Annotated in this window: 19 protein-coding genes; 7 read left to right on the forward strand and 12 right to left on the reverse strand. The window is 41.8% G+C overall.

What is annotated here, in order from left to right; all coding sequences use genetic code 11:
- Positions 1–986 (reverse strand): choice-of-anchor J domain-containing protein (locus BUC17_RS00005; protein ID WP_143161672.1); only part of this gene is annotated, 986 nt, incomplete at its 3' end.
- Positions 987–1,166: 180 nt separating this feature from the next.
- On the opposite strand from BUC17_RS00005, the gene hflX reads away from it, so the two are divergent.
- Entirely contained in the window at positions 1,167–2,390 is a 1,224-nt protein-coding gene (hflX, locus tag BUC17_RS00010) for a GTPase HflX (protein WP_073360158.1), read from the forward strand.
- A gap of 34 nt (positions 2,391–2,424) precedes the next feature.
- Here hflX and BUC17_RS00015 read toward each other — a convergent pair whose 3' ends face one another.
- The 6 genes from BUC17_RS00015 to BUC17_RS00040 all read right to left on the reverse strand — a co-directional run bounded on the left by BUC17_RS00015 (position 2,425) and on the right by BUC17_RS00040 (position 6,326).
- Complete coding sequence (locus tag BUC17_RS00015; RefSeq protein WP_073360160.1) at positions 2,425–3,306, reverse strand: DUF3078 domain-containing protein; 882 nt, start codon at positions 3,304–3,306, stop codon at positions 2,425–2,427.
- A 76-nt stretch (positions 3,307–3,382) separates the two neighbouring features.
- Positions 3,383–3,898, reverse strand: a complete 516-nt coding sequence (locus BUC17_RS00020; RefSeq protein WP_073360162.1) for a DUF2480 family protein — start codon at positions 3,896–3,898, stop codon at positions 3,383–3,385.
- 7 nt (positions 3,899–3,905) lie between these two features.
- Entirely contained in the window at positions 3,906–4,229 is a 324-nt protein-coding gene (locus BUC17_RS00025) for an SUF system Fe-S cluster assembly protein (protein ID WP_073360164.1), read from the reverse strand.
- Positions 4,230–4,239: 10 nt separating this feature from the next.
- Entirely contained in the window at positions 4,240–4,665 is a 426-nt protein-coding gene (locus BUC17_RS00030) for a SufE family protein (RefSeq protein WP_073361157.1), read from the reverse strand.
- Positions 4,666–4,671: 6 nt separating this feature from the next.
- Positions 4,672–5,100, reverse strand: coding sequence for a hypothetical protein (locus BUC17_RS00035; RefSeq protein WP_073360166.1), 429 nt, complete (start codon positions 5,098–5,100; stop codon positions 4,672–4,674).
- A gap of 11 nt (positions 5,101–5,111) precedes the next feature.
- Entirely contained in the window at positions 5,112–6,326 is a 1,215-nt protein-coding gene (locus BUC17_RS00040) for an aminotransferase class V-fold PLP-dependent enzyme (protein WP_073360168.1), read from the reverse strand.
- Between the two features lie 156 nt (positions 6,327–6,482).
- Here BUC17_RS00040 and BUC17_RS00045 point away from each other — a divergent pair, with 156 nt between their 5' ends.
- Positions 6,483–7,832: a serine hydrolase domain-containing protein gene (locus tag BUC17_RS00045; RefSeq protein ID WP_073360170.1), complete on the forward strand. Its 1,350-nt coding sequence runs from the start codon at positions 6,483–6,485 to the stop codon at positions 7,830–7,832.
- 43 nt (positions 7,833–7,875) lie between these two features.
- On the opposite strand, the gene sufD is transcribed toward BUC17_RS00045, so the two are convergent.
- The 5 genes from sufD to BUC17_RS00070 all read right to left on the reverse strand — a co-directional run bounded on the left by sufD (position 7,876) and on the right by BUC17_RS00070 (position 12,433).
- Positions 7,876–9,192, reverse strand: coding sequence for a Fe-S cluster assembly protein SufD (gene sufD, locus BUC17_RS00050; protein WP_073360172.1), 1,317 nt, complete (start codon positions 9,190–9,192; stop codon positions 7,876–7,878).
- 37 nt (positions 9,193–9,229) lie between these two features.
- Complete coding sequence (locus BUC17_RS00055; protein WP_073360174.1) at positions 9,230–9,619, reverse strand: four helix bundle protein; 390 nt, start codon at positions 9,617–9,619, stop codon at positions 9,230–9,232.
- Positions 9,620–9,734: 115 nt separating this feature from the next.
- Positions 9,735–10,484: a Fe-S cluster assembly ATPase SufC gene (gene sufC, locus BUC17_RS00060; protein WP_073360176.1), complete on the reverse strand. Its 750-nt coding sequence runs from the start codon at positions 10,482–10,484 to the stop codon at positions 9,735–9,737.
- Positions 10,485–10,626: 142 nt separating this feature from the next.
- A complete protein-coding gene (sufB, locus tag BUC17_RS00065; protein ID WP_073360178.1) occupies positions 10,627–12,075 on the reverse strand; it encodes a Fe-S cluster assembly protein SufB in 1,449 nt (482 codons plus the stop codon).
- A 28-nt stretch (positions 12,076–12,103) separates the two neighbouring features.
- Positions 12,104–12,433, reverse strand: coding sequence for a HesB/IscA family protein (locus BUC17_RS00070; protein WP_073360181.1), 330 nt, complete (start codon positions 12,431–12,433; stop codon positions 12,104–12,106).
- Positions 12,434–12,602: 169 nt separating this feature from the next.
- On the opposite strand from BUC17_RS00070, the gene BUC17_RS00075 reads away from it, so the two are divergent.
- The 5 genes from BUC17_RS00075 (at position 12,603) to BUC17_RS00095 (ending at position 19,099) form a co-directional block, all read left to right on the forward strand.
- Positions 12,603–13,466, forward strand: coding sequence for an MBL fold metallo-hydrolase (locus BUC17_RS00075; protein WP_073360183.1), 864 nt, complete (start codon positions 12,603–12,605; stop codon positions 13,464–13,466).
- A gap of 69 nt (positions 13,467–13,535) precedes the next feature.
- Entirely contained in the window at positions 13,536–15,161 is a 1,626-nt protein-coding gene (locus BUC17_RS00080; protein ID WP_143161673.1) for a S8 family peptidase, read from the forward strand.
- Positions 15,162–15,296: 135 nt separating this feature from the next.
- Complete coding sequence (locus tag BUC17_RS00085; protein ID WP_073360185.1) at positions 15,297–17,162, forward strand: M1 family metallopeptidase; 1,866 nt, start codon at positions 15,297–15,299, stop codon at positions 17,160–17,162.
- Between the two features lie 538 nt (positions 17,163–17,700).
- On the forward strand, positions 17,701–18,342 hold the full coding sequence (locus BUC17_RS00090; RefSeq protein ID WP_073360187.1) for a hypothetical protein: 642 nt from the start codon (positions 17,701–17,703) through the stop codon (positions 18,340–18,342).
- Positions 18,343–18,685: 343 nt separating this feature from the next.
- Positions 18,686–19,099, forward strand: coding sequence for a hypothetical protein (locus BUC17_RS00095; RefSeq protein WP_073360189.1), 414 nt, complete (start codon positions 18,686–18,688; stop codon positions 19,097–19,099).
- Positions 19,100–19,101 lie beyond the last annotated feature (2 nt).

Genomic DNA, 19,101 nt, shown 5'->3' on the forward strand with positions numbered 1-19,101 from the left:
GTATTGTCGGCGTAATTGGCCGTAGTATCATTGGTGCTGTAGGGTAAACTTGGAACCGCGATGGCCGAGTTACAGGTAAGACCTGGCGTAGCCGTCGTAAAGTTAAACGGACCTACCCAAGCACTATTGCTCTGTGCACAAACGGCGCGAACAAAGTAAACATAAGCGGTAGAAGGTGTTAAGCCTGTGGCTGTATAATTATTTCCGGTAACCAATACGCCAGAACCTGTGGGAGTACCTGTAGCAGGTACAACTTCCACTTCATATTGAGGAGCGGTACCGTTCCAACCTAAAAGCGCAGAAGTTTGCGTGATATTATTAATCGTTAAATTCGTAGGAACTACACAACGTTCAACCAAACTCACCGCATCAATCAACCAACGGTCTCCACCCAAAGCAGTAGAAGGCTGGGTAAAACGCATCATGAAAGCAATGTAGACTTGCTGTCCTGCAAACGCCGATAAATCAATTACCTTCTCTTCATACACGTTAAACGTAGCGGACAAGGTTGCTTCTGTATAGGAAGCCGCTGTTTGGGTATAGCCTGCGATATTGGTTTGCGCTCCGGGTGCATTCGGGGTTGGATTTACCAATACAAAATACTCGGTACCTTGGGCACCCAATAGTGTTGAGCGTGTCCAAAAACGTAATTCTCCATTGGCGGGAACCGTTATTCTTGGCGTTGCTAAATAGTCTTCAGAAGTGTTACCTTGACCAATGTTTTCATTATTCATGAAAGCCACATTGGTACCTGCATACACATTGGCCGCTGAGGTATTGATGGTCCAACGACGGGTAGTACCCACACCGTTATCAAAAACAGCCCACTGGTTACCCGTGGCTCCCGTTCCCAAAGTCCAAGGCGATGGATTTGTAGCTACGTCCGGACCGGTCGTATTCTCAAATCCCTCAACTCCTGGAGTCGGAAATTGGGCAAACCCAAAAAAAGTACACAGTAAAGCAAGAACGAAAGTAATTTTCTTCATTTACAATGGAGATTAAGTTAATTAAAGTATAGTGTTCGAATGATTTAATCTCCAAATTTAAAAAAAAATCTGAATCTCAGCGGAAAAACTCAATTTTAAGACGTATTCGATGGGTTTGATTGGGTATTTGAAAAAAAAAGTAAACATTATTGCCTATTTTTGTAGTCTGTTTTTGAAGTTATGCTGGAAAAGGAAAAAATAAATTTTGAAAGAACGGTACTCGTCGGTATTGTTACACAATTTCAAAATGAAGATAAATTAAAAGAATATTTAGACGAATTAGCATTTCTAACGTTTACAGCGGGTGGAGAAGTGGTTAAACGGTTTTGGCAAAAATTAGACCGGCCCAACCCCAAGACCTTTTTGGGTACAGGAAAAATGGATGAAATTCACTTGTTTGTCAAAGAGCATGGAATATCAACCGTTATTTTTGACGACGAACTTTCTCCTTCCCAACAAAAAAACATTTCCAAAATACTTGATTGCAAGGTTTTAGACCGAACCAACCTTATCCTCGATATTTTTGCACAACGGGCCGAAACATCGTATGCGCGAACCCAAGTTGAATTAGCCCAATGCCAGTATTTGTTACCGCGTCTTTCTGGGATGTGGACGCACTTGGAACGTCAAAAGGGAGGAATTGGTTTACGCGGTCCGGGGGAGACCGAAATTGAAACCGACCGCCGAATTGTAAGGGATCGAATCGCTTTATTGAAAGATAAAATTCGTACCATTGACAAACAAATGGCTGTGCAACGAAGCAACCGTGGCGCAATGGTTCGTGTTGCCTTGGTCGGGTACACCAATGTAGGGAAATCCACCTTAATGAATGCTGTTGGGAAAAGTGATGTTTTTGTTGAAAATAAACTTTTTGCGACGCTTGACACGACTGTTCGAAAAGTTGTCGTGAAAAATCTACCTTTCTTGCTTTCTGATACCGTAGGATTTATCCGAAAACTCCCTACACAGCTGATCGAATCTTTCAAAAGTACCTTGGATGAAGTTAGAGAAGCCGATTTGCTCCTTCATGTGGTCGATATTTCGCACCCTGATTTTGAAGAACATATTGAGTCGGTAAATCAAATTTTAACCGACATTAAAAGTAGTGACAAACCTACTTTGATGATTTTTAATAAAATTGATGCGTACCAACACGATAGCATTGCTGAAGATGATTTAACCACCGAACGAACCCGAAAACACTATACGTTGGAGGAATGGAAGCAAACCTGGATGAGTCATTTGGGAGAAGATCACACTATTTTTATCTCTGCCACGGAGAAAGCTAATTTTGAAGAGTTTAGAGAAAAAGTATATGAAGCGGTTCGGAAAATCCACATCACCCGTTTTCCTTATAATAAATTCTTATTTCCCGACTACAAAGACGCGGTTGAGAATGCGTAACTTCTCGAGAGCTTTTGAAAAATTAACTGAAGAATTAAAAATTGTAGTTCACCCCTAAACCGATGATTTGGCGCGTTTGAAAGCCTGCAAAAGCATTATCGTCATAAATGGTTTGAAAAGCAAAAGTGGTGGTTAAATACTTGTTTACCTTCATATTAACATTTAAAGTATAATCCACATCGACATTTTGAGCGTCTTCGTTGTAATTGGAGTAAAGGTTCAAAATATTCTCCATAGTTACATTTTCCATCAATAAACATTTGTAATACCCACTCACAGCGGCACCAAACTCATACCGCATGGTTTCGCCTTGCAAGACACCAAAAGAACCACTTGTACGTGTAAAATCGGCATCAACCAGCACTACTTTGGAAGTCGCAGGCGCCACGTTTATTTTAAAACTATCACTTCGTTTCCAAAGCACCCCGGGACCAAACTGTAGGAAAACGGGAGAAAGCAATTTGGAGGTTTTTATTCCTTTTTCAAATCCCGCATCAAATTGTGAGCGAAAATTGAAAAACATCGAATAATACCAAACCTCGGTAAATTTTTTCCCTAATAACGAATTGAATTGAACCCGGTCGTCGGTTTTTTGAAGTTCTTGTTTTTTAATCTTCGTGATACCATAGCCCGCGGTCAATTTGTTATCCCAGTTCCAGGTATCGCTTTTGTAATTAAAATCATAACTCAACGAAATGTTTCCCGAAAAACTGGTTTGTCCCCCTGCCAACCAGTTATTGAAAATTGCCTGGTTAGCAATAAATGTCGCCAAGCCCTTGCGCGACCATCCATTGGGTTTTTCTTGCGTGATATTTTTGACCACTTCTTCAGTTTTATTCAAAAGATCACGCTCGCTCAATTGGGCTTGAACAAGACTCACACTGCACAAGGCAAGGAAAATTATATGTTTTTTCACGGAATTTCGGGTTATAAATTCGGCGCAAAAATAGCGATACTTCTGTGATTTCCAAACTGAAAATGACGAGAGTCTTCTACAATTTTGTAGTGCTTTTTTTAAATAGGGGTACAGCTGAACAGGCTTCCCCGTACATGATACTTTTGGCTACTTTTTGCAATTTTTGAATTGCGGCCACATAAGCACTATCCGGTACGGGCTTTTTGGAACACCCTTTTAAAATCACCGGCTTATCGGTGTAGGATGAATAATCCAAATGCTCTAAAATATTTTGATAATACTGGGTATCCAAAGTTTCAGGTGAACCCAAAACAACCCAGTAGGCCTCGGAAGCGAGGTAGGAACTCACTAAAATAGGTGCCCATGCGGGTAAAATAGCGTCTGTACTACAATACACTGCGCAAAGGTGGTCGTGGTATTGTGTCCAATCGTGGTTCTTTAGCGCCTCTCGAAAGTCTTTTTCTTTCAATAAAAACCCTTCTTCAAGCCATTGCGCGATATCTACACCCGACTTGACTTGTTTTGGATAGTAATCCTCCAAATCAAAAACCATCAAAGCCGACTGGGCAACGCGATTTACAATTTCGTCCATAGCGTCGTTACAGCATTCCTAGTTCTAACTTGGCTTCTTCACTCATCAAATCCTTGCTCCAAGGCGGATCAAAAGTAATCTCGACCTCACAGGATTTCACATGCTCAATTTTTCTGATTTTTTCTTCCACTTCCGCGGGTAAAGTTTCCGCTACGGGACAATTGGGCGATGTCAAGGTCATCAACACTTTAACCTCATGATCTTCATTAATCATAACGTCATAAATTAATCCTAATTCATAAATATCCACAGGAATCTCGGGGTCGTAAATGCCTTTGAGCACTTTCACAACATTCTCTCCTAAATTGATGGTATCGTTAAATTCTTCCATAAAACTATCGTTAGTTTGTATTTTTTGATTCAAATGCCAACGCGTACATCTTAATTTGTTTGATCATCGACACCAAACCGTTGGCCCGTGTAGGGGACAGATGTTCTTTTAGTCCAATTTCATCTACAAAAGTGGTATCGGTTTCCAAAATCACCTTGGGTTCTTGCCCTGAAAACACCCGAATTAATAACGCGATAATTCCTTTGGTCAAAATGGCGTCACTGTCGGCTGTAAACCAAATTTTTCCGCCTTCTTCCTCCGCATGAACCCACACTTTCGATTGACAGCCTTTAATGATATTAGCATCGGTTTTATATTGGTCAGCGATAATCGGCAACGATTTCCCCAATTCTATAATGTATTCATAGCGCTGCATCCAGTCGTCAAACATTGAAAACTCATCTACAATCGCTTCTTGTATTGCTTGCGTTGTCATAGTCATTTATTCTTTGATTAAGGCCAACAAAGAGGTAATCAACGGTTGTATCTCTACAGGAGGTGTTCCGTGATCAAAATCTTTAGTACGGTAGGTGTTGCCTTTGTATTCTATAGTCAAATTGGCAATAGCTGCCCCATCGTAAAAGCGTGCTTGCGTTGGGTCGGCATAGGTATTCAATTGTTCCAAAGAAATGGTTTTGAACTGTCCTACCAAAGCCTCCCATTCCGAATCAGATAGCGTTGAAGCCGTTAAGGTTGCGTCTTTTCCGCGGCCATTTTCATAAGTCAACTCTTTATTTTCTAGCACAATCACTTTGTGTATGCCGCGACTGTGTGCCGTGTAGGTGAGTTTGGCCGAAGCTAAATCAGCATTGCTTTGGGAACAACCTTTTCCCATCAATAGGGTAAATAAAACGAGAACTAGTGCTTTCATAAACGAAACTTTTAAGATAACATCATCACGGCTTTGTGCAGTGCTTCTACAAAAGTATCAATTTCTTCTTTGGTATTGTAAAAAGCAAAACTAGCGCGAACCGTTCCGGGAATTCCGAAGAAATCCATGACGGGTTGAGCACAGTGGTGTCCCGTGCGCACTGCTATTCCTAACTTATCTACAATCGTGCCAATGTCGTAGGGGTGAATGGTTCCAATGTTAAAAGAGATAACGGAAGTCTTTTGGGCGGCAGTACCGTATATGCGCAACCCTTCTATTTGTAGCAACTTTTGGGTGGCGTACTCCAACAACTCGTGTTCATAGGCTGCGATAGCGTCAAAACCGATTTCGTTCAAATAATCAATCGCCGTTCCCAACACAATCCCGCCTGCAATATGGGGCGTACCGGCTTCAAATTTATGCGGTAAATCGGCATAGGTTGTTTTTTCAAAACTCACCGTGGCAATCATTTCGCCCCCGCCTTGATAGGGTGGCAACTTGTTCAACCACGCTTCTTTTCCATACAAGATTCCGGTTCCCGTTGGGCCACATACTTTATGTCCTGAAAACACATAAAAATCACAGTCCATGGCTTGCACATCGGGTTTTAAATGTGGCGTTGCTTGTGCTCCATCAATTAAAACTGCTGCGCCAACCTCGTGCGCTTTTTGAATAATATATTCTACCGGATTGATCGTACCCAACGCATTGGAAATATGATTCACCGTCACGATTTTTGTTTTCTCCGATACTAACACTTCGTATTCCGATAGAATTAATTCCCCTTTTTCATTCATAGGGATAACTTTCAACACGGCTCCTGTACGTTCGCACAACATTTGCCAAGGAACTATATTGCTGTGGTGCTCCATCGCCGAGACCAATATTTCGTCACCCGCTCGTAATAAAGAGGCAAAACCGTTAGCTACCGCATTAATCCCATGAGTGGTACCGGAGGTAAATATAATTTCATGCGCGTGTTTGGCATTCAAATGACGCTGAATCTTACCGCGGGATACTTCGTAAGCATCGGTGGCAAGCTGACTCAAGGTATGCACCCCGCGATGAATATTGGCGTTGATTTCGCTATAATACTTCGTGATGGCATCGAGCACTACTTGGGGTTTTTGGGCTGTAGCGCCGTTATCAAAATAGACCAGCGGCTTACCATTCACTTGCTGTGTTAAAATGGGAAAATCCGCGCGTATTTTATGTAGGTCTAGCATTTTATTTAGAATTTTTCTAAATACAAAGATATTAAAACTTTCGCCTTTCTACGGGCATTTTGGTCAATTAACTTTTCCTTATCACTTGTCCATTTTGCGCTGTTTTTTGAATCTAATTTTTCTGTACTTTAGAACATCCAAAACCAAACTTTTTCCATGAAAAAAATCCTGAAATACCTTGCGATATTCCTTGCACTGCTTATCGTTGTTTTTTACCTCACCGTGTACCCAAAACTGGATTTAATCTCAGGGTTTTCAGCCAAAAGTGTTGCCTCGGGAACATTCATCGACAACCGCTCGTTGGAGGTGATTGAATCGGGGGATAATGACATTCCGTTGGTTGATTTGGCCCGAAATTCGGTGCATAAAACGGAACAATTTGCCCTTTCCAGTGTCTATGGAATCAAAGAACGCAAAGCCATATACCGTCCCGGATTGGGTGCCACTTTAATTGATGATGAATTTGATATCTCGCAACCCTATCAAGTGCCGCGGCGAACCATAAAACCCAATACGTCGATTCCGTATCCTTTTGGAGCTGGAGCGCCCAAGGACAGCACGTTTGCCAACATCGATTATACCTTACTTCAAAAGACGGTAGCCCAAGCTTTTGATGCTAAGGGAGAAAAAAACAAACGTACTCGTGCGGTCGTGGTTTTGTATAAAGGCCATTTGGTGTATGAACAGTATGCAGACGGATTTACAAAAGATTCGCGGTTGTTGGGATGGTCGATGACGAAGAGTTTAACGGGGACTTACTTTGGCATTTTACAATACCAAGGCAAGCTTAATGTTCAACAACCTGCTCCTATCGCAGCATGGCAGAATGATGCGCGTAAAAAAATTACCCTTCACAATTTATTGCAAATGAATTCGGGGTTGGAATGGGAAGAGCAATACGATAAAATTTGTGATGCTACAAATATGCTCTTTAAAGCACGGGATATGCCAGTCGTACAACGCGATAAACCCTTGGTAGGAAAACCCAATGCACATTGGAACTACTCCTCGGGAACGACCAATTTACTGAGCGGAATTTTACGGCAACAGTTTGCATCGCACCAAGAATACCTTGATTTTTGGTACAATAGTTTGTTGGATAAAATTGGCATGCATTCGGCACTCGTAGAAATCGACATGGCGGGCAATTTCGTAGGTTCGTCCTACGGGTGGGCCACACCCAGAGATTGGGCCAGATTTGGGCAATTGTATTTACAAAAAGGGTGGTGGAATGGAACGCAAATCTTTGCCGAAGATTGGGCAAAATATGTGGCTACGCCTACCCCCACCTCAGCCAATCGGTACGGGGCTCAATTTTGGTTGAATGCAGGTGGGAAATTTCCCGATGTCCCGCGCGATATGTTTTATTGCAGTGGCTATCAAGGGCAAATGATTGCTATTTTTCCTAGCCACGATTTGGTAGTAGTACGCATGGGATTGAAAGAAGATCCTGGCTTTGACTTTAACGCGTTGTTGAGCGGGATTGTAAAGAGTATAAAAAAATAACGCAGGTTGTAAAAACCTGCGCCATCTATATCTTTTATAAAAATTACAAATCAAATCCCAGATTCACACCCAATTTATTGGCAATGATTTGAGTGATGCGCTGTTTCAATTCGGGGATTTTGATACTTTCGATTACCTCATTCGAAAAAGCATACATCAATAAGGCCTTGGCTTCTTTTTTGGGAATACCGCGTTGTTGCATATAAAACATGGCGCTTTCGTCCAATTGGCCAATCGTACAGCCGTGGGAACATTTGACATCATCGGCAAAAATTTCCAATTGAGGTTTGGCATTAATCACCGCTTTCTCACTCAATAAGATGTTGTTATTTTGCTGAAAAGCATCTGTTTTTTGCGCTTCTTTTTCTACAAAAATCTTCCCGTTGAAAACCCCAGTTGCGCTGTCATTGACAATGCATTTATAGTTTTGATGGCTTTCGCAGTTGGGTTGTGCATGGTGCACCAAAGTATAATGATCCACATGCTGTTTTCCCCCGATAATGGTAATTCCCTTTAAAGTGGAGTCAATGCGCTCGCCTTGGTGGTAGAAATTCAAATTATTACGCGTTACATTCCCTCCAAAAGAGAATGTATGCACCGAAACGTGGCTTTCTTGCTTTTGAGCGATGTAGGTGTTGTCAATCAAATTGGCAGATCCTAAATCGTTTTGAATTTTATAATAATCCACTATCGCACGTTTTTGGGCAAACACCTCCGTTACGGCATTGGTCAACACAGGATTTTCATTCAAACTTTGATGACGCTCAATGATTTGCACATGGGCATTTTCACCCACTACAATCAAATTACGCGGTTGAACCATTAAGGCATTTTCTTGACCCGTGGAAAAGTAAATGATTTCAATCGGTTTGTCTACAACTTTACTTTTGGGCACATTGATATACGCTCCTTCTGCTGCAAATGCCGTGTTTAAGGACGTTAAGGTTTCGTCTTTGTTGGCGATTTGATTGAAGTAGGTATCCATCACCATTTTGTACTTCGGCTTGGTAAATGCTGATGACATTAAACAGACATCCAACCCTTCGTGGGTGGTTTGCGATAAAAATGAACTGTATTTTCCATCGATGAATATGACTTTGTAGGTGTCAATTTCATGCAAAAAATACTTTTTGACATCTTTAAACTCAATCGCCGAATCATGCTTTGGAAACACGGTAAAATCATGTTTCAACACAGCATTCAGCGAGGTATATTTCCAGGCCTCTTCCTTTTTGGAGGGAAACCCTTTGAGCTCAAAATTCTTAATCGCCGAAGTGCGCACATCGTACAAATCGGAATTCACATCGATTTGCCCTTCAAAGGCCATGAATGAGGAAATAAGCTTTTCTTTCAATTCCATTGTATAAAGTTTCAAGTTTAAGGTTTCAAGTTTAACGTTAACGAAACTTGTTACCCTTGAATTCTTGTTTATTTAAATAGGTGATAAAACTATGAATCTTACCACTTAGACTTTCATATTGTATCTTCAGTTCAAAGAACTGTTTTTCTGAAATGTATCCATAATCCAACAACCGATAGAGTTGTGATCGTGTCTCTCCAGAAGACCCCTTTGCAATCGCTAAATATTGTTTAAATTCAGCATTGCCATCACGTTCAAAACCTTCTGCAATATTGTCCATTATGGAGCCTGAAGAAGCTTTTATTTGTTGTTGAAATCTAAAATCTGATTTCAGAGGAGTGTTAACCGTAATTTGGTGAATTTCTTTAGCTAGTTTTCTTGCTTCTTGCCAAATTTCGAGGTCTTCAAATCGTTTGATGGTTGCCATGGCTTATAAATTAAAGGGTTAAAACCACTAATTTATATCTTTTATCGGAAACCTGAAACCTGAAACCTGAAACCTGAAACCTGAAACCTGAAACTTGAAACTTGAAACTTGAAACCTAATTCAACTCACTCTTAATCCAATCATACCCTTTTTCTTCTAGAGCCAAGGCAAGATCTGCGCCACCGGTTTTTACGATTTTACCGTCCATCAAGACGTGCACATAATCGGGGATAATATAATCCAACAAACGTTGGTAGTGGGTAATCACCAACACCGCATTGTTTTCATTTTTCAACTTGTTCACACCGTTGGCTACGATTCGTAAAGCGTCGATATCCAAACCTGAATCGGTCTCATCGAGAATGGCCAATTTGGGTTCTAACATTGCCATTTGAAAAATCTCATTACGCTTTTTCTCCCCGCCTGAAAAACCTTCGTTTAACGAACGTGACAAAAACTTGCGGTCCATTTCCAACAATTCCGATTTCTCACGGATTTTCTTCAACATTTCATTGGCTGGCATTTCCTCTTCACCGTTGGCTTTACGCTTTTCGTTGATGGCAGTTTTGATGAAATTGGTCACCGAAACCCCTGGAATTTCTACCGGATATTGAAACGAAAGAAATACCCCTTTATGAGCGCGCTCTTCGGGAGCTAATTCTGAAATGTCTTCCCCATCCAAAATGATTTCTCCTTCGGAAACTTCATAATTTTCATTGCCCGCAATGATCGATGACAGAGTACTTTTTCCCGCTCCATTTGGACCCATAATTGCGTGTACTTCACCTGCTTTAATTTCTAAATTAATGCCTTTTAAGATATCTTTATCTTCAACGGAAGCGTGTAAATTTTTTATACTTAACATTTTATTTTTGTTTCAGGTTTAAAGTTTAAAGTTTCAGGTTGGCTTGTTGCGCACTTAAAACTTTTATTTAAATCGTGTAATTTTTCTATTTAGTTTACGTCAACCAGAATTCATTTAAAATTCAAAATTTAGAATTTTCAAATTACCCCACGCTGCCTTCCAATGAAATCTCCAATAATTTCTGGGCTTCAACGGCGAATTCCATCGGTAATTTGTTTAGGACTTCTTTGCTAAAACCATTTACAATTAAAGCAATTGCCTTTTCGGTGGGAATTCCGCGTTGGTTGCAATAAAATACTTGATCTTCACCAATCTTGGAGGTAGTGGCTTCGTGCTCAATACGAGCCGTGGCGTTCTTACTTTCGATATAAGGAAAGGTATGCGCCCCACATTGGTTCCCCATCAATAACGAATCGCATTGCGAGAAGTTACGCGCATTTTCGGCACGCGCTCCAATTTGAACCAACCCTCGGTAGCTGTTTTGCGATTTCCCCGCCGAGATTCCTTTGGAAATAATGGTTGAGCGGGTGTTTTTCCCTAAATGTATCATCTTCGTTCCCGTATCAGCTTGTTGGAAGTTGTTGGTAACCGCGATAGAATAAAATTCTCCAATAGAATTATCGCCTTTCAACACACAGCTTGGATACTTCCAGGTTACAGCCGAACCGGTTTCTACCTGCGTCCACGAGATTTTGGCATTGGTTTCACACAATCCGCGTTTGGTCACAAAGTTGTACACCCCGCCTTTCCCCTCTTTATTTCCAGGATACCAGTTTTGAACGGTAGAATACTTGATTTCAGCATTGTCCAACGCAATCAATTCGACCACCGCCGCATGCAATTGATTTTCATCGCGACTCGGTGCGGTACACCCTTCTAAATACGATACATAACTGCCTTCATCGGCGATGACGAGCGTACGCTCAAACTGTCCTGTTCCTCCCTGATTGATACGGAAGTAGGTTGACAATTCCATGGGGCAACGCACGCCTTTGGGAATGTAACAAAAACTACCGTCGGAGAATACGGCTGAATTCAACGCGGCATAAAAGTTATCTTTTTGGGGTACGACGGAACCGATATACTTTTGAACCAACTCGGGATGCTCTTGAATCGCTTCCGAAATCGAGCAGAAAATAATGCCTTTCTCTGCTAAAGTTTTTTTGAATGTGGTGGCCACTGAAACTGAATCCATCACAATATCAACGGCTACACCAGCCAATTTTTTTTGTTCGTCTAAAGAAATTCCCAACTTTTTGAAGGTGTCCAACAACTCGGGATCAACCTCATCAAGGGAAGCGTATTTATCTTTTTTCTTGGGTGCCGAATAATAGGAAATCGCCTGAAAATCGGGCTTTTCGTAATGCACATTGGCCCACTCGGGTTCTACCATTTCGCGCCAAGCTCGGAACGCTTCCAAACGCCACTCGGTCATCCATTCGGGCTCGTTTTTTTTCTTGGAAATGGCACGAACAATATCTTCATTTAAACCGGCTGGAAAGGTTTCGCTTTCGATATCGGTATAAAATCCATACTCGTACTCTTTATTTTCCAATTCGACTTTTAAGTCGTCTTCGGTATATTTTGCCATGGGTTTGTTGTAAAATTAAAAATTGGAATTAGAGTGAAAAACTCTCCCCACATCCACAGGTGCGACTTGCATTGGGATTATTAAATACAAAGCCTTTCCCATTCAACCCGCCTGAATATTCCAAAACAGTTCCCGCTAAATACAAAAAGGACTTTTTCTCAACAGCAATGCGAACGTTGTTGTCTTCAAAAACTTTATCGTTTTCCCCGATCGACTTATCAAATTTCAACTCATAAGACAAACCGGAACACCCACCGCTTTTCACCCCAACACGAACAAAGTCGTGAGCGGCATCAAAACCGTCGTCATGCATCATTTCGACAATTTTTTTACTGGCTGATTCGGACACTTTAATCATAGCTTATTTTAATTTTGTCTAAATTGTTGCAAAGATACACCTTAAAGCTTTTCACTCGTCGATTTAACATATTTTTTAGTCGAATTCTTATAAATAAAGTTTATCAAAAGTTCCCGTTTGGATTTTGTACCTTGTCCACCCGAAATAGTGAACGTTTACACGGATTTATATGAAGAAACTCTATGCAATTGAAGCCGGTAACTTTAAGTTGGACGGCGGCGCTATGTTTGGGGTCGTTCCCAAAACCATCTGGCACAAAACCAATCCGGCAGATGCCAACAACCTCATCGATATCGCAGCGCGTTGTCTATTGATCGAAGAGGGAAATCGCTTGATTTTAATTGACACGGGAATGGGTAATAAACAGTCGGAAAAATTCTTCAGTTATTACTCCCTCTGGGGCAATCATTCGCTCGATGCTTCGTTGGCTCAGCACGGCTTTCACCGCGATGATGTGACCGATGTGTTTATGACGCACTTGCATTTTGACCATTGTGGCGGAAGTGTGAACCGTAAAGCATCGGGGGAAGGCTATGAAGTGGCGTTTAAAAAGGCTTCGTTTTGGACCAACGAAAACCACTGGCAGTGGGCTACCCAACCGAATGCACGGGAAAAAGCGTCGTTTTTACACGAAAACATCATTCCAATGCAAGAGAGTGGTCAATTGCGTTTTATCAACCGCCCCGAAAGTGATTTTGGTTTTTCCAACGAAATGGGATTCAACATCTTTTACGCCGACGGTCATACCGAAAAGCAAATGTTACCTCACCTTTCCTACGGCGATAAAACCATTGTTTTTTGTGCCGATTTATTGGCAACCGCGGGGCATATCCCCATTCCTTATGTGATGGGTTATGATACGCGACCGCTGTTGACTTTGGATGAAAAAACAAAATTCCTGACTGCAGCTGCCGACCACGGATACTATTTATGGTTGGAACACGATGCGCACAACCCCATTGTGACCGTGAAGCACACCGAAAAAGGCATTCGACTCGATCAGGTATATCGTTTGGAAGATATCTTAATCTAATGTTAATCGCTAAGGCTTTTCATGTAAAAGCGAATATTTTTAAACCCAATTATGGCAAATTGCCTTGAAATGAAAATTATGTTGCACTTGAATTTTGAAAAATCAGTAGGGGTGGCGCTAGTTGCTGCGTCCTTACTCACCAGTTGTGGATCGTCTAATGCGCCGTTTGTAAGCACCGATCCTGCAAAAATTGACAAAACTGTTTTAAAAACTACCCCGATTAAGGAATCCGACTTAAAACGATGGAGCCATTTGGACTTGATCAAAGACACGGTTCCAGGCATGAGTGTCGATCGAGCGTATGCCGAATTGTTGAAAAAACGAAAAGGAACAAAAGTTATCGTTGGCGTTATCGATTCGGGAGTGGACATTGATCATCCGGATTTGAAAGGACGGATTTGGACCAATACGAAAGAAATTCCCAACAACAAGATCGATGACGACAAAAATGGATATGTCGATGATGTCAATGGGTGGAACTTTTTGGGAGAAGCTACGGCCATGAATTTGGAGCTTACCCGGATTGTAAAAAAAGGCGACGATGGTTCAGAAACGTACAAACGGGCTAAAGCGGAACTCGACCAAAAGTTGCAGGAAATGAAACAGCAAAAGCCACAGGTAGACATGATTGCCAAGGCCGATAAAGACATTCGGACCTTCCTGAAAAAAGAAACATACACGAAAGAAGATCTCAAAGGAATAAGCACTTCTGATGCCACGATCAACCGTAGTAAAATGATTATGATGAGTATTGCGGCACAAGCTGGAGACGAATTTCAAGAAGAAATCAAATCGTATGTGGATTATATCTATGACCAACTTAATTACAACCTCAACGTAGAATTTGACGGTCGAAAAGTAGTTGGGGATAATCCTGAAGATTTCAATGATCGCAACTACGGGAACGGAAATGTAAAAGGGCCCGATGTGGCCGATGCTTCACACGGAACACACGTAGCTGGAATCATTGCCCAGGTAAGAGGCAACGGTATCGGTGGCGATGGCGTAATGGCTAAAAATGTTGAAATCATGGCGATTCGTGCCGTGCCCAATGGCGATGAGTACGATAAAGACATTGCCTTGGCGATTCGTTATGCTGTAGATAATGGCGCCAAAGTCATCAACGGGAGCTTTGGGAAAGATTATTCTCCGCACAAAGAATGGGTGTGGGATGCCATCAAATATGCCGAAAGTAAAGATGTACTTATCGTGCACGCGGCAGGAAACGACAGCAAAGACATTGACGTTGAGCCGAATTTCCCCACCGATGAAGTCAACGGGAAGGAAATTGCCGACAATCTCATTACCATCGGAGCTTTAAATACCGCGACAGGCGCTAAAATGGTGGCTGATTTCTCCAACTATGGACAGAAAAATGTCGATGTTTTTGCTCCTGGAGTAAAAATTTACGCTACTTATCCCAACAACAAATACAAATACGAACAAGGTACTTCGATGGCCGCTCCCAATGCAGCAGGCGTTGCCGCATTAATCCGTTCGTATTACCCTTCCTTGACCGCTTCACAAGTGAAACACATTTTGATGGATTCAGGAATTGCTATTGCAACCAATGTGGGTGTTGGCGAAGAAAAAGTACAAATTCCATTTAGTGCCACCTGCGTATCGGGCAAAATTGTAAATGCTTACAATGCGTTGCTTATGGCCGATCAAATGGTACGTGCAGCAAAAAACTAAGCGCGTGTAACACTCAACCGATGCAAACACTCGGTTTTCTTTGCCCCGTTTAAAAATAAAAACACAAAACATGCCACAAGTTACCCCGTAGTTTGTGGCATTTTTGACTATAATTAACCCCTTGTTTCTTAAACTATGAAACCACTTTTGATTATTGTAACTGTATTTTGTTCCCTTTGGGGTCAAGCCCAAAACGGGTATTGGCAACAACATGTTGATTACAAAATGGACGTCACCATGGACGTCACCACCTATCGCTACACAGGAACGCAAGAACTCATCTACACCAACCATTCTCCCGATACCTTGCAAACGGTGTATTACCATTTGTACAACAACGCATTTCAACCGGGTAGTGAGATGGACATGCGCCTTCAACACGTCAAAGATCCTGACAGCCGCATGGTGAACAAAATCAAAGAAGGCGATAAAGAAATCAAACAGAGTCGCATAGCCCAACTCAAACCCGACGAAATTGGGTATTTGAACGTAAGCAATGTCCGTCAAGCGGGCGCGCTACTCGAAACCACCGTGAGTGGCACCTTACTCAAAGTGCCATTGGCCGTGTCTTTGCTTCCGGGTAAATCAACCGTACTTACCTTGAATTTTGAAGGTCAAGTTCCCATGCAAATTCGACGCTCTGGGCGAAACAATCGCGAAGGAGTTGCCCTTTCAATGAGTCAGTGGTATCCTAAAATGGCCGAATTTGATTTTGAAGGCTGGCATGTGGATCCTTACATCGCCCGTGAGTTTCAAGGTGTTTGGGGTAATTTTGATGTGAAAATTACTATTGATAAATCGTATATTCTTGGCGGTACTGGGTATTTGCAAAACGGAAATGAAATCGGCTACAACTACCAAGATCCGGGGGTAAAAGTGAGTATCCCTAAAAAGCAAAAAACACTGACTTGGCATTTTGTAGCGCCGCAGGTACACGATTTTACTTGGGCTGCCGACCCCAACTATGTACATGACGTAGTACAGGGTCCGAACGGAGTCGCGTTGCATTTTTTATACAAAAACAAACCTGAAATTGCGCTTACTTGGAAAGCGGTACAACCCAAAGTGGTCACAATCATGGATTTGTTTAATTATTGGGTGGGACCTTATCCGTACAAACAATATAGCGTGATTCAAGGCGGCGATGGCGGTATGGAATATGCAATGTGTACCTTGATTTTGGGCGAAGGCGAATTGAATGGCTTAACGGGATTGATCGCCCACGAAATGGGCCACTCTTGGTTTCAACACATTTTGGCCACCAACGAAAGTAAACACCCTTGGATGGATGAAGGATTTACCTCGTATATTGAAGACCGTGCGATGAACACGCTTTCTCCACAACCCGTGGCCAATCCGTATGCTGGAGCGTACAAAGCCTATATCAATTTGGCCAACAGCGGAAAAGAACAGCCTTTGTCGACACATGCCGACCGTTACGATGAAAACCGCAGTTATAGCATAGCTTCCTATAGCAAAGGGGAAGTATTTTTGGCGCAATTCGAATACCTTTTGGGTCGAGTGGCGGTAGACAAAATCTTACGCCGATATTACCAAGACTTCAAGTTCAAACATCCAACGCCCAACGACATTAAACGCACAGCCGAACGAGTTTCGGGCGCAGTTTTGGATTGGTATTTAATCGATTTTACCCAAACCACCAATACGATTGACTATAGCATTACCTCAGTAGAGGAAAAAGAGGGCGGCTCGGTGGTCAACTTGGAGCGCTTGGGTCGCATGCCGATGCCTATCGATTTGCAAGTAACCTACACCGACGGTTCAAAAGAGAATTTCTACATTCCACTGCGGATGATGCATTATATCAAACCCAATCCCGATCCTGAATTGCCACGTAAAGTCTTGACCGACTGGGCTTGGGGCAATCCCCGCTATCAATTCCGCATCGAGAAACCGTTGGCCAACATTAAAAGCATAGTGATTGATCCCGCTGGGTTGATGGCGGATGTGAAGGGGAATAATAATAAGTTTGAAAGGTAGGTCAATGTGCCAATGTGTCGATGTGTCAATATGCCGATGAGCCAATGTGTCGATGTGTTGATGTGTTGATGTGCCAATACATTTCGGCATATATCAGGCATTAGCTGTTTACAAAACATAGTGAAACTTCGTGAAAAACTTAGTGAGACTTTGTGCTCCAAAGGTTTTACCATTAAGGTATTTAAAGTTTCCCGAAGTGCAGAATATAGGTTAAGAATAATTAAGACGGCCTAAGGCCGTGAACTTAGTGGACTTAAACTCTTCGTAAATCTTGATGTAAAACTTCTTGGCCTTTTCGGAACCTTAGCGCCTTTGCGGTAAAATACATCGTGAAACTTCGTGAAAAACTTAGTGAGACTTTGTGCTCCAAAGGTTTTACCATTAAGGTATTTAAAGTTTCCCGAAGTGCAGAATATAGGTTAAGAATAATTAAGACGGCCTAAGGCCGTGAACTTAGTGGACTTAAACTCTTCGTAAATCTTGATGTAAAACTTCTTGGCCTTTTCGGAACCTTAGCGCCTTTGCGGTAAAATACATCGTGAGACTTCGTGAAAAACTTAGTGAGACTTTGTGCTCCAGAAGTTTTACCATTAAGGTATTTAAAGTTTCCCGAAGTGCCGAATATAGGTTAAGAAAAACAAAAACGGCCTTAGGCCGTGAACTTGTTGGACTTAAAATCTTCGTAATACTTGGTAAAACATCGCGGACTTTGCGTAACCTTTGCGCCTTTGCGGTAAAATACATCGTGAGACTTCGTGAAAAACTTAGTGAGACTTTGTGCTCCAGAAGTTTTACCATTAAGGTATTTAAAGTTTCCCGAAGTGCCGAATATAGGTTAAGAAAAACAAAAACGGCCTTAGGCCGTGAAATTGTTGGACTTAAAATCTTCGTAATACTTGGTAAAACATCGCGGACTTTGCGTAACCTTTGCGCCTTTGCGGTAAAATACATCGTGAGACTTCGTGAAAAACTTAGTGAGACTTTGTGCTCCAAAGGTTTTACCATTAAGGTATTTAAAGTTTCCCAAAGTGCCGAATATAGGTTAAGAAAAACTAAAACGGCCAAAGGCCGTGAACTTGGTGGACTTAAAATCTTTGTAATACTTGGTAAAACATCGCGGACTTTGCGTAACCTTTGCGCCTTTGCGGTAAAAAAAGCTTTTGAATTCCAGAGCCGCTAAAATGCTGAGCTACTTTGCAACAGAGTAATTCTTTATTAATCGTCACGAAACGATGTCTGTGATTGTGAATTCTTACACTTTTACACTTTTTAAACTTCTCCACATAAAAGCACTCTCTTCAACCTGAAACTTGAAACTTGAAACCTGAAACCTGAAACTTGAAACCTGAAACTTGACAAGAGGCTTCAGCCGACTGATGTAGCGTAGCGAAATAAACCTGAAACCTGAAACCTAAAACTTGAAACCTAAAACTCCGTCAAATATTTCCAAAAATTCCACGTTTGCAGGGAAGGTGTTTTTATGAATTAGAATTTGTAGTTTTACACCGTATAATTTTTTCAGGATGAAATATTTACGACTTCTCTTACTTTTAGGGGTTTTGGTGGTAGGTGCGCAACCCGTTTCAGCGCAGAAATACCGCTTTAAAGCCAGTAGTTTAAGTATTATGGATCGGGATAAAAAAGGGCAATGGTCGGATTGGTCGGAGTTTAAGCCCGCCGATGTGGTCATAACGCTCGATGGTGACAAAGACCGGATTGTAGTGCATTCGAAAGACTTGCAATTGTATCGCATCACCGCCTATTATGACAAAATTGCCAACGACAGAGAAGAAACCTTAGGATTTGAATGTTTGGATAATAACGGGGAAATGTGTGTAATTTTGTTGGTGACCCGCAAAGACGAAGGAGGTCGCATGCAATTTTACATCAATTACCGTGATTTGAAAATGGTGTATAACGTCTATAATTCGAAGTAGGT

This window comes from Flavobacterium fontis, from assembly GCF_900129405.1.
GTDB classification, from domain to species: domain Bacteria; phylum Bacteroidota; class Bacteroidia; order Flavobacteriales; family Flavobacteriaceae; genus Flavobacterium; species Flavobacterium fontis.